This is a genomic window from Thiohalobacter thiocyanaticus, assembly GCF_002356355.1.
GTDB classification, from domain to species: domain Bacteria; phylum Pseudomonadota; class Gammaproteobacteria; order Thiohalobacterales; family Thiohalobacteraceae; genus Thiohalobacter; species Thiohalobacter thiocyanaticus_A.
The window spans coordinates 122,159-135,073 of record NZ_AP018052.1 but is presented as its reverse complement, the minus strand read 5'-3'; the positions used below and the strand labels follow the sequence as shown (position 1 = coordinate 135,073).

At 66.3% G+C, this 12,915-nt stretch carries 14 protein-coding genes; 3 read left to right on the top strand and 11 right to left on the bottom strand.

Annotation, left to right across the window (positions count from 1 at the left end; all coding sequences use genetic code 11):
* Positions 1-59: 59 nt before the first annotated feature.
* On the top strand, positions 60-581 hold the full coding sequence (locus tag CFK21_RS00635) for a C40 family peptidase (RefSeq protein ID WP_197702969.1): 522 nt from the start codon (positions 60-62) through the stop codon (positions 579-581).
* A gap of 1 nt (position 582) precedes the next feature.
* Here the strand turns inward: CFK21_RS00635 and CFK21_RS00630 are convergent, their stop codons facing one another.
* The 3 genes from CFK21_RS00630 to CFK21_RS00620 form a co-directional block, all read right to left on the bottom strand.
* Positions 583-1,224: a pyroglutamyl-peptidase I gene (locus CFK21_RS00630; RefSeq protein ID WP_096363725.1), complete on the bottom strand. Its 642-nt coding sequence runs from the start codon at positions 1,222-1,224 to the stop codon at positions 583-585.
* A 46-nt stretch (positions 1,225-1,270) separates the two neighbouring features.
* On the bottom strand, positions 1,271-1,567 hold the full coding sequence (locus CFK21_RS00625) for a hypothetical protein (protein ID WP_096363723.1): 297 nt from the start codon (positions 1,565-1,567) through the stop codon (positions 1,271-1,273).
* A gap of 97 nt (positions 1,568-1,664) precedes the next feature.
* Positions 1,665-2,135, bottom strand: coding sequence for a bacteriohemerythrin (locus CFK21_RS00620; RefSeq protein WP_157745206.1), 471 nt, complete (start codon positions 2,133-2,135; stop codon positions 1,665-1,667).
* Between the two features lie 407 nt (positions 2,136-2,542).
* On the opposite strand from CFK21_RS00620, the gene CFK21_RS00615 reads away from it, so the two are divergent.
* Positions 2,543-2,854, top strand: coding sequence for a hypothetical protein (locus CFK21_RS00615; protein WP_096363719.1), 312 nt, complete (start codon positions 2,543-2,545; stop codon positions 2,852-2,854).
* Here the strand turns inward: CFK21_RS00615 and mdoH are convergent.
* The 8 genes from mdoH to hspQ form a co-directional block, all read right to left on the bottom strand.
* Positions 2,836-4,992, bottom strand: a complete 2,157-nt coding sequence (gene mdoH, locus CFK21_RS00610; RefSeq protein WP_096363717.1) for a glucans biosynthesis glucosyltransferase MdoH — start codon at positions 4,990-4,992, stop codon at positions 2,836-2,838. The genes CFK21_RS00615 and mdoH overlap by 19 nt on opposite strands.
* A gap of 21 nt (positions 4,993-5,013) precedes the next feature.
* Positions 5,014-5,271 (bottom strand): hypothetical protein, encoded by a 258-nt coding sequence (locus CFK21_RS00605; RefSeq protein ID WP_096363715.1) that lies wholly within the window; start codon positions 5,269-5,271, stop codon positions 5,014-5,016.
* Positions 5,268-6,821: a glucan biosynthesis protein G gene (locus tag CFK21_RS00600; protein ID WP_197702968.1), complete on the bottom strand. Its 1,554-nt coding sequence runs from the start codon at positions 6,819-6,821 to the stop codon at positions 5,268-5,270. The genes CFK21_RS00605 and CFK21_RS00600 overlap by 4 nt, the downstream gene beginning before the upstream one ends.
* A gap of 117 nt (positions 6,822-6,938) precedes the next feature.
* Positions 6,939-7,637 carry a nucleotide-binding protein gene (locus tag CFK21_RS00595; protein WP_231971541.1) on the bottom strand — a complete coding sequence of 233 codons (699 nt, stop codon included), beginning with the start codon at positions 7,635-7,637 and terminating at the stop codon, positions 6,939-6,941.
* 324 nt (positions 7,638-7,961) lie between these two features.
* On the bottom strand, positions 7,962-9,974 hold the full coding sequence (locus tag CFK21_RS00590) for a CocE/NonD family hydrolase (RefSeq protein WP_096363709.1): 2,013 nt from the start codon (positions 9,972-9,974) through the stop codon (positions 7,962-7,964).
* Positions 9,975-9,986: 12 nt separating this feature from the next.
* Positions 9,987-11,216, bottom strand: a complete 1,230-nt coding sequence (locus CFK21_RS00585; protein ID WP_369801274.1) for an ATP-grasp domain-containing protein — start codon at positions 11,214-11,216, stop codon at positions 9,987-9,989.
* Between the two features lie 127 nt (positions 11,217-11,343).
* Positions 11,344-11,787 carry a YaiI/YqxD family protein gene (locus CFK21_RS00580; protein ID WP_096363705.1) on the bottom strand — a complete coding sequence of 148 codons (444 nt, stop codon included), beginning with the start codon at positions 11,785-11,787 and terminating at the stop codon, positions 11,344-11,346.
* Between the two features lie 105 nt (positions 11,788-11,892).
* On the bottom strand, positions 11,893-12,222 hold the full coding sequence (hspQ, locus tag CFK21_RS00575; protein ID WP_096363703.1) for a heat shock protein HspQ: 330 nt from the start codon (positions 12,220-12,222) through the stop codon (positions 11,893-11,895).
* Between the two features lie 172 nt (positions 12,223-12,394).
* On the opposite strand from hspQ, the gene CFK21_RS00570 reads away from it, so the two are divergent.
* Positions 12,395-12,913 carry a hypothetical protein gene (locus CFK21_RS00570; RefSeq protein WP_157745202.1) on the top strand — a complete coding sequence of 173 codons (519 nt, stop codon included), beginning with the start codon at positions 12,395-12,397 and terminating at the stop codon, positions 12,911-12,913.
* Positions 12,914-12,915 lie beyond the last annotated feature (2 nt).

Genomic DNA, 12,915 nt, shown 5'->3' with positions numbered 1-12,915 from the left:
GCCCCGTTCATTCAGTGTTCAGCGAGGACGACCGATACTGCCAGCACAAGGGGGACGGCATGAATCGATGGCTGACAAACGGGTTCCGTCTGATGGGGCTGCTGATCGCGACGCTGGTCGCGGCGGGGTGTGCCCAGCGGCCGGTCGTGCCGGCCGCGGGCGCCGTGCCGGATCCGGGCTGGAGCGAGTCCCGGGCGCAGCCCCGGCGCGAGCAGCGCCGGCAGCTGGTCGCCCATGCCGAACGGATGCTGGGCCAGCCCTATCGTTACGGCGGCGAGAGCCCGCAGCAGGGCTTTGATTGCAGCGGGTTGGTGTATTTCAGCCATCGGCAGCTGGGTATCGAGGTGCCGCGCACCACCCGCGACCAGCGCCGCCGCAGCCGGGCAGTGCCACTGCAGGCCCTGCAGCCGGGTGATCTCGTTTTCTTCGATCTCAGTGACACCAAGACCCGCCATGTGGGCATCTACATCGGCGGCGGCCGATTCATTCATGCGCCCACTTCAGGCAAACGGGTATCGGTGTCCAGCCTGGACAATCCCTATTGGCGCCGACACCTGGCCGGGGCGGGCAGCTTCCTCTAGTTCATGGCTGCCGGTTGGCGGTTTCCATCAGTGTCTGCACGATGATTGCAATGGCGTTGCGCATGGTGTCCAGCGGCAGGTGCGGCTGATCGGCGAGCGTGCCCTGCGCCTGTATCGGCAGCAGCGGCACATGCAGGAAGCCGCAGCGCAGCGAGCGCCCCTGTTCACGGCTATGGTGCAGGCTCTGGTACAGCGTCTGGTTGCACAGGTGAGTGCCGGCATGGCTGGAATGCGCGGCGGGGATGCCGGCCCGGGTGAGCGCAGCGATCAGGCGGTGCTGCGCCGGCAGGGTGCTCCAGTAGGCGGCCGGCCCTGACGCGATGATGGTTTCGCCGCGCGGTTGGTTGCCGGCCGCGTCCGGGCGCTCGAAATCCTTCAGATTGATCGCGATCCGCTCCAGGCACACCCGGTTGCGTCCGCGGGCCTGGCCGGTCAGCAGGCAGTAATCCGGCAGCAACTGATCCAGACGTTCCCGCAGCAGCGGCCAGGCCTGATGGGTATGGGTGGGCAGGATGGCGAAGTGCGGCTCTGCGCAGAACCGCTCCAGCGGCTCGGGCAGATCCGTCTGCAGCGACTCCACCAGCACCTGGGAGGCGTTGACGGCATGGTCGAAGGGTTCGAATCCGGTAATCAGGATGCGCATGCCCGCCTCCCTCCGCGTCTGCCCCGCTTGCGCTGCTGGCGCGGGATCAGGCCGCCATGTGTCCCCGCCACACCATGAGGCCGAGGACAACGAAGCCGGCGGCCAGGATGCTGCAGACAATGCCCAGGAGCAGTGCCCTGCGGCCGTCCGTCTGCTGTCGGTTGCGGATGCCGACGAAGGCGCCGGCGGCAGTGACCAGAAACCCGAACTCGCTCATGAACAGCAGCGTGAGCGTGGGCAGCCGGGCCGCGCCTGCCGGTTCGGCGGCGCCGCCGTGCAGCAGGGCGAAGGCCAGGACGATGCCGATGCCGGCGGCGATCCAGGGAAAGTTGAGTCGCTTCATGCCGGTTCGATTCTATGCCGTCGGGTACGGCATTGCCAACGTCTGCGCCAGCGACAGGTCGCCGCCGGTCTGGCCGACAAGGCGTCGGCGCTTGTGTCTATTTCCGGCTCTGCATGACCTCGGCCAGGAACCGGGCCGTGACCTGGTCCATACTGGCGATGTGCTGGAACAGCCAGGACGGGAATACCTCGTGGATGTAGTGCCGCAATGCCGCCATATCGCTGTGTGTCTGCCAGTCCGCGATGACCTGCTCCAGTTCGGCATAGACCCGGTCGTGTTCGCCCTTGTGAACCGGATAGACCGGGAAACCGTACTGGCGCATGAGTTCCTCTTCACGGGAGAAGTGGGTGCGCATGTGCTCGTGCAGTGCCTGCAGCCGGTAGTCCAGTGCGTGCCTGGCCTCGGCGTATGTCGCTGCCTGCGGCAGTAGTACGAGCACTTCGTTGAGCAGATCGATCTCGTCTTCATGCACCGCGTTCATTTCGGCGTTGGACACCTGGGGCAGATCCTCATGGCGCAACAGCCGGGGCGGATGCGGGTCCCGGGATGTGGGTGCATTCTGTGTCATTGACGTTTCCTCCGTGTGCGTGCCTGACGGCAACGGCCAGGCCGGTGCAGACATGCTGCACCCCTGCCCGTCCCGGGGAACTGACAAAGGTCAAGGCGCGAGGCGGGCCGTGTTCGCGCGCCTCCGGCCGCGGCCGCCGTGCGCGGCAGTGATCCAGCTGCGCCGGTATCCCGGCAATCCGGGTTGAAACGCTGCCGCATTCTTGACGAGTGCTGAAGCGACGGTGCCCGCTCACGCGCTCCAACGCGGCTCGCGGTCCGGTGAGTCGCCATAAGCATTTAACCGACAAGGGATTCCTGATACTGCTGCCGCAGACGACAGAATTGGAATATGACTTGCACAATGAAATCGCGATCCCGGCACCCGAACGGGATCGGCAAGGGCAAAGCCAATTTCATGGGTACGACATGGTGAAACAGAAACAACATCAGCGGCGTCGGAACTGGCAGCGGATGCTGGTGGCCGTCACGGGACTCGCCTTGCTCCCGGCGGGCTGGGCCGCGCCCGGCATGAGCTACCAGGTGCTGCCGGCCAGGGTGATCTCGGAAAGCGGGGCGACCGAGATCACCCTGATGGTCGAACAGCCGAGCGGGCGCACCTGGATGCTCAGCCAGCAGGGGGGCGCATCGCCTACCTGGCAACCGCTGTCCTATGGCGACGGCCAGGGCCTGACCACGGCCACCATCCCGCGGCCCGCCCCTTACGCGCCCCAGGACTGAGGCTCAGCCGGGACGCGGCCTGCCGCACCCCCGGCGTCGGCGAGCGCCGGCGTGCGGCACAGGCCATCGATCAGCTGTTTCCAGTACGTCGGCGCATCCGCGCTCCAGGCGGCCTCGTGCAATTGCTGCAGGGCCGGGGCGTCCTGCGCCAGCCAGTCGCGCTGCCAGCGCGCCAGTGCCCGGGGGCCGCCCGTCCGGCACTGCTCGACCAGCGTCATGCGGATTTCCCCACGGCCGGCCAGATCGCCGCCACGCCGGGCCAGCTGCCGATGCAGGGCATTGCGCCAGGGATCGACAATGGCCAGTTCGAAGGGCGACAGCCCGTTCACCGCGGGCAGCACCGGCTGCTCCAGCCGGGTCAGAACGGTCGGCAGCCGGGATTCCTCCGGCGCGAGCAGGAGGCGGGAACGGCGCAGAGCCAGGCCATTGCGATAGCGGCTCAGCCAGACCGAGATCGGCGCGGCGAAGATCAGCGGCAGCGCAATGGGCAGAGACCAGAACACGAACAGCGGCTTGAGCCAGAAGGCGAATCCCGCCCAGCCCAGGGCCAGCAGGCTGCCGGGCGCGTGCTGCCGCAGCGCCGAGCGCCAGCGCAGTTCCTCGGTGCGGTTCTGGCCGGCCCAGTGGATCTCCAGGTTGAACAGGGTTTCCATCACGAAGCGTGAATGGGCCAGCATCCGGATCGGGGCCAGCAGCACGGACAGCAGCAGTTCCAGCCCGGTACCGAGCAGGATGCGGACAGTGCCGCCCATCGCCCGCAGACGCGGCCGATCCAGCAGCAGGTCGATCACTGCCAGCAGCTTGGGCAGGAACAGCACGAACAGAACGCTGGACACCAGCCGCAGCGCCCACTGCGGCTGCCACTGCGGCCACAGCGGGTGCAGCTGGTGCGACTCGGGAAAGTAGTCCACCGGCCAGATGATGAACTGGGTGACCTCGGCGGTGGCCAGCACCAGGAACAGGAACCACAGGGGCGAGGTGAGGTAGGCCATGATGCCCTGGGCAAAGGCGAAGCGGTGGGCCAGGCGCAGGCCCGGCCGGAACAGAAAGTACAGGTGCTGGAGATTGCCGTAGGCCCAGCGGCGGTCGCGCGTCAGGTCGTCGATCAGGCTCGGCGGGGATTCCTCGAAACTCTGTGCCAGTTCCGGTTCCAGCCATACCTCGTGGCCGGCGCGGCGCATCAGCGCGGCCTCGACGAAGTCGTGGCTGAGCACGCTGCCGCCGAGAAAGCCCCGGCCGGTGAGACGGCGCAGGCCGCAATGGCGCATGAAGGGGGCGACGCGGATCACCGCGTTGTGCCCCCAGAATACCGCATCACCCAGCTGCAGCGAGGCCAGGCCGGCGGTGAACAGCGGCCCGTACAAATGGTTGCCGAACTGCTGCAGACGGGCATAGGCGGTGCCGGCGTTGACGATGCGCGGGCTGGTCTGCAGGATCCCGACCTGGGGCGCGGCCTGCATCAGCTGCACCATGCGCACCAGATTGTCGCCACCGATCAGGCTGTCGGCGTCCATGACTATCATATAAGTATACCGAGAACCCCAGCGGCGCAGAAAATCGGCGATGTTGCCGGTCTTGCGGTTGAGGTTGATGCTGCGACGCCGGTAATGCAGGCGTCCATGGGCGTCGAGTTCCTCGCACAGCCGGTACCAGGCCGTTTGTTCCTCCAGCCAGACATCCGGGTCGCGGCTGTCGGAGAGAATGAAGAACTCGAAGGCCTCGAGCCGGCCGCTGGCGGCGAGGTCCCGATAGGTTTCCCTCACACCGGCAAAGGTGCGCTGCACGTCCTCATGGTAGATGGGGAACACGACGGCCGTCGGCGCGAGTTCGCGGTTGTCCAGCCAGGCCGTTGGGTAGCGCGCGAGCAGGCTCCTGGAATCCCCGCCCAGGCGGCGGATGACAAAGCCGAACACGGCCATCCAGAAACCAATGGAGATCCAGGCGAAGAGCACGGCGAACAGCGCCAGCAGGGCCTGTTCGATCAGGGTGGAACCCTGGTAGGGGAGCACGCCCAGCATGATGTAGGTCGCGCCCGCGGTCTGGGCTGTGACCAGCAGCAGCATCAGCAGCCGGCGGCGGATGGCGGCGGCGCGCCAGATCCGGGCGGCGCCGTGGCTGCGCTGGGACGGGGGAGTCATGCCGTGTCCGACCGGATGGGGTCAGCGGACGGCGGGATAGCCGAGATGGCCGCGGCGCACGGCGGGGGCGGATGCGGGTTGCGGCAGGCGTAACTGCACGGCCGGCAGCGGCTCGTGGGTGAGCCGTGCCGGATTGATGCTGCCGCGGGTATCCAGGATCCGCTGCATCCGGGCCTGGACCTGTTCGCAGGCCGCCTGCGCGTCGAGCCCCGCATGACGCAGATAGCAGTACAGGCGGTTGACGGCCTGAATGCAGGACGCTTCGTTATGCGGGATCATTTGCCATTCCCTTTGATATCGTTTTCCGTTGGCAGGGTATAGGTCCAGGTCTCGGACAGCGGCGTAGCGTCACGTTTGAGGTAGGCGCGCAACTCCAGCGGCTTGCCCTCCGCCGGCATGGCCAGGATGGACAGGCGCCAGTGGCCGTTCTGTTCCACATACTCGACATACTGCTCCAGCACCCTGCCGCCGAGCATGGCGGTGACGTCGGCGGTCACCGGGGCATCGGCGGCAAGCCCTTCCAGCGGCCCGCCCTGGAAGTCGGCGATCAGCCGGTAGGCGTTCTCCACGTCGCCTCCGCCCAGGATGTCGCCGAGACCGACAAAGGTATGTTGCACCCGGGCGAGCGGGTGGTCGAGAGACACCAGTCGGCCCAGGTCGATCTCGTAGCGGAAGTCGAAGCGTTTGCCGCCGGCCACCGTGTTCGGCGGCGACCAGAAGGCGACGATATTGTCATTGGTCTCGTCGCTGGTCGGGATCTGTACCAGCACGATGCGCCCGTCCCCCCAGTCCTCACGGGTTCTGACCCAGGCATCCGGCCGGCGCTCATAGTCGGCTTCCGGGTCCTGGTAGGAGGCGAAACTGCCATCGCGCTGGAACAGGCCGAAGCCGCGCACATTCCGGGTCGAGAAACTGAAGGTCTGCAGCCGGGTCGGATTGATCAGTGGGCGCCACGACCATTCACCGCTGCCGTCATGGATGAGCAGCCCGTCCGAGTCATGCACCTCCGGGCGCCAGTTGCCGAGCGGCCGGGCGGTGTTCTCGCCATAGAAGAACATGCTGGTCAGCGGCGCGATGCCCAGCAGTTCGATGCGCTCGCGGGTGAACAGGGTGGAGTTGATCTCCACCCGGGTCGGCTGTCCGGGGTGGATGGTGAATTCGTAGGCGCCGGTGACGCGCTTGCTGTCGAGCAGTCCGTAGACCTTCATGCTGCTGGCCTGCGGGTGCGGACGGATCAGCCAGAATTCCCGGAAGATGGGAAATTCCTCGCCCGACAACAGTCCGGTGTCAAGCGCCAGGCCGCGTTTGGACAGACCGAAGTGATCGCCGGCGCCGACGCCACGGAAGTAACTGGCGCCGGCGAATACCAGGAACTGGTCCTGTACGCCGGCCTTGTTGATGGGATAGGTCAGCTTGAAGCCGGCATAGCCGAGATCGGCCGGCACCTTTTTTCTCAGTGCCTCATCGCCGAAGCTGAACAGTTCCTTGCGAAAGGGCAGCAGGTGCACGCCCTCGGCATCCACGATGTTGATTCTGACCGGGTGTCGATAGGTGCGCCCGGCGGGCACCAGCATGACCTGGAACCGGGTCCGGCTCGGCGACCAGAGTTGCTGGGCGGGATCGAAGCGGATGCTGCGGAATTCGTCGTAGCCGAGGTTCTGCATGAAGCCCGGGATGGGGTCGGGCGCCTGGTAGGGCTCGGCGGCCAGCGTCTCGGCCCTGGCGATAACGTCCTCAAGGCCGAAGGCCGACGCCTGAGCGGACAGGCACAGGCCCATCAGGAACGCGGCGGCTCTGCCTGCAGTGGGAGGGAGTCTGAAAGTCTTCATGTTAATTCTGATGTTATGCGTTGGTGGCAGTGGCTACGGCAGGCGGATCAACATATATAGGGGGCGCGGATAATGCAAGCCGGCGCGGCGGGGACGGGGTGATGAACACGGGCGGCCCTACCGGTCGCGGTTGATGCCCGAATCCTTGTCATGCGGCCCGCCGACCGGCTGCGCCGGGAACTGCAGTTCACCGCCCAGGCTTGCCTGTCGGGACATCTCGATACGGTCGAGCCAGTCGCACAGCTGTTGCCAGGGGGCGGCATCGCGGCTGTGTTCCCGGTAGTCCAGTTCGTGGATGCCGAGACCTTCCTCACTGGCCTGGAGGTACTGCTGGGTGTCACGCAGCCGCGCGGCCACCGGCATGCCGAGTTCATCCAGGAAGCGTTCGAGTTTGGATAGCGAGCGGGTATTGAATCGCAGCCGGTTGGCGATGATGCCGAGCGCCTTGTTCTGCGCCCGCACCCGGCCCTTGAGCAACAGGTCGCGAATGAAATCCGCCGAGGACTGGATGTCGATCGCGGACTGCAGCACGGGGATCAGGATGACGTCCGCCTCGGCGACCCGGTCCTCGAAGTCGATCCCGTCGAAGCCGGCGGGCGTGTCGATGATGATGCGGCGGGTGTCGGGCGGCACCCGCATGTGGAAGGCGCGGGTCATGCCCGGTCTGGGCGGTCTGTGCGCGGCCAGGTGGTAGATTGCAGCCCGGCCCCGCGGCCGTTGCACGGCCCAGCGCATGGCCGAGCCCTGAGGGTCGTAATCGAACAGCGCCGTTCCCACGCCCTGGTGGGCGTAGTAGCTGGCGAGGTTGGTTGCCACAGTGGTTTTACCGCAACCGCCTTTGGCGTTCATGACGATGATGCGTAGCATGGCGATCTGGATTCGGCATCGTGGAGTCTGGGGCGGGAGCCAGAATATACACCTGTCGCCGGAGAATGGAACCGGTTGAAAATGCCAACAATCTGACGCGGCCAGGGGCGACCGTGTCAAGGTGGGAGAAAAACGGGGCCTGAAGGCTGCTGCACCCGGCGGAGGGTGTTCGCCGCGGCATGCCGGCGTGATACCGGAAATGAGAAATCCGTCACAGCCGTGTGGCACGCAGCGGCGCACCCATCGCAGGTCACAGGCGCTGTATCCCGCTGATCAGACCAGGTTACGCTTGATGCGCCGGTTCCAGTTCTGGGAATACACTCGCCGGTCACCCTCGTAGGCATCGAGTTCGGCATCCAGATAGAAACAGCCGGCATCGGCCGTCAGTACGGTGCGGGTAATGGTCTCCACCGACCAGTCGCCGCGCTTGAGGCCGCGTACCCAGAGGGTCTCGCCGCGCGGTGAATGGAAATCATCCCCCTGATAGGAGTACCACTCCTCGGCCTTGCGGCTGACCACCAGATTGAGGTCGTCCAGCCGGTAGCTGCCGCTGTCGTTGATCACCTCCAGGGTGGAGATGTCCTGGTCCAGTTCGCGGATCACGCGCCAGTCCTGATGGCCCGGACGCAGCTGCTGCATCGCGCTGCTGGCCGCGGCCTCGGCCGCGGGGAAGCTGATCGCTTCCTCCCGCGGCGGCCGTACCGGCAGGCGCAGGCAGCAGGTGCCGGTATAGATGCGCACCTGGGTGGATTCGGGCGGCGGCCAGGCCAGGGGGAAGTAGGAGGTCGAGATGGCCAGCCGGATCCGGTGCCCGGCGGGGAAGGCCTGGGCCGCGTCATTGAGCTGGATCTGCACCCGGTAGCGTTTGCCGGGCTCGAGCGGACTGGGCGCGGCGTGGCTGTCGCGATGGGTCAGGTTGAGCAGGCCGTAGCTCACGCGCGTGACCTTGTTGTCCGGGCGCATGTCGGACAGGCGCACCGCGATTATCGCCACCGGCCGGCTGGCGGACAGTTCCAGCTCCAGCACCGGGGCGCCCAAAATCTCGAAGCCTTCCGCGAAGGGCTCGGTGGTGAACAGCAGCGCACCGCCGTCTTCCTCGCGCTGATCGTGCGGCAGGTCCGGCGTCGCACTGTAGGAGCACCATTTGCCGGCGAACAGGCCGTTGCTCAGCGGCGACTGCAGCCGCAGTTCGCGTTCCGCCACCTCGGTATCCGCGTCGACGAGCCGGTACTCGGCCAGCTTCCAGGTCCGGGTTTCGATGTTGGGAGAGGGCCAGTCGGGCTCGCTGATCCAGCGGCCGTAGCGCTGGTGATAGAAGGTCGACGGCGGCATGCTCTCCAGCATCCAGGCGCGCAGCATGGGTTCGTTCATGATGCCGGTGTCGAGGCCCTTCAGCCAGTGATCCCACCAGCGCAGGCATTCCTGTAGAAAGCCGATGGCCGGGCCGGGCACACCGAGGTGGGGGTACTTGTGACTCCAGGGGCCGATCAGGCCCAGGCGCGGTCCCGGCAGGTTGGCCAGCAGCCGGAGCACCGCGTTGCTGTAGCCGTCGGCCCAGCCGCTGACCGCCATCACGGGTGTGTGCATCCGCGAGTAGTCCTCGCAGATGGAGCCGTGCTCCCAGTAGTCGTCGCGGTGCTGATGCTGCAGCCAGGTATCCAGCCACAGCCCGCTATGCTCCAGGCGCTGGAACCACAGGTCGCGCCACTGCTCGCCGACGATCTCGGGATCCGGCGGCAGCGAGTTGTAGGCGAACATGGTTGAGGCCCAGGACAGGTTGTCGCCCAGCAGGCAGCCGCCCATGTAGTGCACGTCGTCGGCATAACGGTCGTCGGTGGAACAGACGCTGACCACCGCACCCAGCGCGGCCGGCTGCAGGGCGGCGATCTGCAGGCCGTTGAAGCCGCCCCAGGAGATGCCGATCATGCCGACCCGGCCGCTGCACCAGGGCTGTTTCGCCAGCCACTCGATGATGGCGACACCGTCGTCGAGTTCCTGCTGCAGATATTCATCGGTCAGTACACCCTCGGAGTCGCCGCTGCCGCGGATGTCCACGCGTACACTGGCGTAGCCGTGGCCGGCGAAGTAAGGGTGCATGGTCTCGTCGCGCAGCCGCACACCGTCGCGCTTGCGGTAGGGGATGTATTCCAGGATGGCCGGTACCGGGCTGGACTCGGCGTCCGCCGGCATCCAGATGCGCGCGGCCAGACGGGTGCCGTCCGGCATCGGTATCCAGGTGTGTTCGATGTGGCGGAGGTGGTGGGGAAAGCGGTCAACAATCTTCATCCCTGCCCCCTGTCATTGGAGTTTCAGGACCAACGCCTGCTGAATGGCGCGGTACTTCGGCAGCAGCGCCCGACGGTTCTGCGCCCCGGTGAAGATGACCGCGATTTCGTAGCTGTAGCTGTCCTGGTCGCGCAACTTGGACAGCCGCATGCCGGGCTCCACGTGCAGCTGGATGTCGGTCCCCGGGAAACGCTCGCATACGGCGGCGATCTCCTGCTCCGTTGGCACTCGTTCAACCATAGCATCTTCATGCACACGCCACATGAACTTGGCCGCATGGCGCCACCGGCCCTGGCGCTGCGGGAAGCGCGGCTGCCGGCCCAGGCCGAGGTCCAGCATCACCTGATGATGGCTCAACCCGTCCACCGCCCGGAACAGCGGGCAATGGGACTTGGAGATGCGGGTGTTGACCTCCAGCAGCCACAGCCGGTCGTTGCCCGATTCCCAGTAGTACTCGATGTTGAAGGGCCCGTTGTCGAAGCCGATGTGGCGCATGAAGCGTGCGGTCAGCGCGATCATCCGCTGCTGCACCCGGTGCGGGATGTTTGACGGATACTCGTAGCGGGCGAAGCTGGAACGGTGCCGGCCCTCGCGGATGGAATCCACCGCGCCGTAGATCACCACCTCGCCCTGGAATACATACCCTTCCAGCGTGCACTGACGTCCGCGTGAGATCACGCCCTCGGCGATGCAGTGGAAACCGTCGATGGCGGCGACCGCCGGCGGCAGCTCGGCGAAGTGCAGCAGATAGTTGAACGGTTCGGCGAAGCGGAACAGGCTGGCGCGGATGCGGGACAGCACCGACTCCAGCATGCGGCCATTATCCACCCGGAAGGCCAGGTGCGAGGAGGCGGCCTTCACCGGCTTGATCCAGAAGGGGTAATCCAGCGGTATCCGGCTGCGCGGATTGTCGGCGAAGGGATCGACGGCGCAGAAGGGCGGGATGTGATCGGCGACGACCTGCTGCTGTTCCAGCCGGCTCCAGTACTTGTGCTCGCACTTCAGCATTGCCGCGAAGCTCGGCGAGGGCAGGCCGAAGGGCTGGCGCAGCAGCGGCAGCAGGGTGCTGACCGGAAAATCCCAGTAGCCGACGATGGCATCGATGCTGCCGGCAAAGTCATGCAGCCGCTGCAGGCCCGCCTCGTGCAGCCACCGGGCCGGGATCGCCGCGCCGCCACGGATCTCCTCATGGCTGAACAGTGTATGGAAGCGGTAATCGCGTGCGTCCGGCAGTGCGCGCATCTGGGCCAGGTTGAACTCATCCGCACCGAGGACAAAGATGTTCTTCACCGCGCCCGACTCCCTGTTTCGCTGGCACCCTGTACAGCCCCATCATTGGTGCCGCGTAGCCGGCAGGCAATGACACAGATCAGCTATGGGCCAGCAGGCGGTCGAGCTGGTTGGCGAATTGCTGGCGGTCGCGCTGGCTCAGGGCGGCGGCGCCGCCGGTCTGGATGCCGCTGGAGCGCAGGGTGTCCATGAAGTCACGCATGTTCAGCGTCGCCTTGATGTTGTCCTCAGTGTAGAGCTCACCGCGCGGGTTGAGCGCGCGCGCCCCCTTGCTGATGACGGCGTCGGCCAGCGGGATGTCGGCGGTGATGACCAGATCGCCGGGTTGAACCCGCTCGACGATGGCATCATCCGCCACGTCGAAACCGGCACCGACCTGCAGGGTATGAATGCAGGGCGATTTCGGCACCCGCAGGGCCTGGTTGGCGACCAGGGTGAGTCGTGTCTCCGTGCGCATGGCCGCCCGGAACAGGATGTCCTTGATTACCGCAGGGCATGCATCCGCATCGACCCAGATATCCATCGCATGCCCCGGTTGAAAAGATTATTTAACCCTGTCTCCTCCCCCTTGACGGGGTTACCCATAGGGCATAACAAGGATGGGAGGGGGTGAGAATACAGCCGCCGACTAGTTCGCCTTCCCCTCCTGCACATACCGCCCGTTCTCCAGCCGCGAGAAATACAACTCCAGCAGTGGATGCTGGACCGGCTCGCCGCTCGTGTCCGCTTCCAGGTGGCGCTCGGCGACGTAGGTCATGTGGTCGGAGCCGTGCACCAGCACATGGTACCAGGGCTTGTCCCTGGGCGGCCGGGATTTCGCTACCTGTTCGTACCATGCGTCGGTGGACTGGAAGGTCGGGTCCACGTCCACCACCACGCCGCGATAGTCGAAGCGCGTGTGGTGGATGATGTCGCCGACGCTGAATTTGGCGCGTCTGAATTCGATGACTTCACCCATGGTGGCCTCGCCTGTTGCCTGATTCGTTTCGGAGTCGCACCAGGAGTATAACAACCGTCGCGAACGGCGGGCCCCCGAAGACCCTGCGCGTTCCGTTGGATTTGGCTGCTGCGCGGCCTGACCCGGGCGGAGAAATGGGCTAAGCTGGCGCTCCGCCGCGAGGGGTAACGCCATGGCACGATTGTGGACAAAGGGATTGATGACCGTGGCCTGGTGGTCCTACCGGGCAGCGCGCGAGGGTATCGGCCTGCCCGTGCCCGGCGCGGTCCTGGAGCGGTTGTGCCGGCGGCTGGCCGGGGACAGCCTCGAGGACCTGCGGATCCGGCCCGGCGCGCCCACGCATCTGAGCATCAGCGGCCGCAGAAAGGCCGGTGTCTGGATCGAATTCAACGCCCGCTTCCGGCTGGAGGCGCCCGGTCCGGACGATCCGCCCCGCGGCCTTGTGCTGGTGCCCGAGAAGATCCAGCCCTTTCCGGTGAAATCCCCTATGCTCGCGGCGCTGGCCGCGCTCGACGGCGTGGACCGTCAGGGCGAGCGCCTGCGTCTGAACCTGGACCACTTCATGGAGGAGCACCAGTGGGGCCGGCGCATCCCCGCCGCGGTGCGCGACCGGGTGCGCATCGATGCCGTCCATGCCGATGCGCGCAGTATCCGGTTGTTGCTGCGGGTTTCGGCCCAGGCGCGGCGGTGACC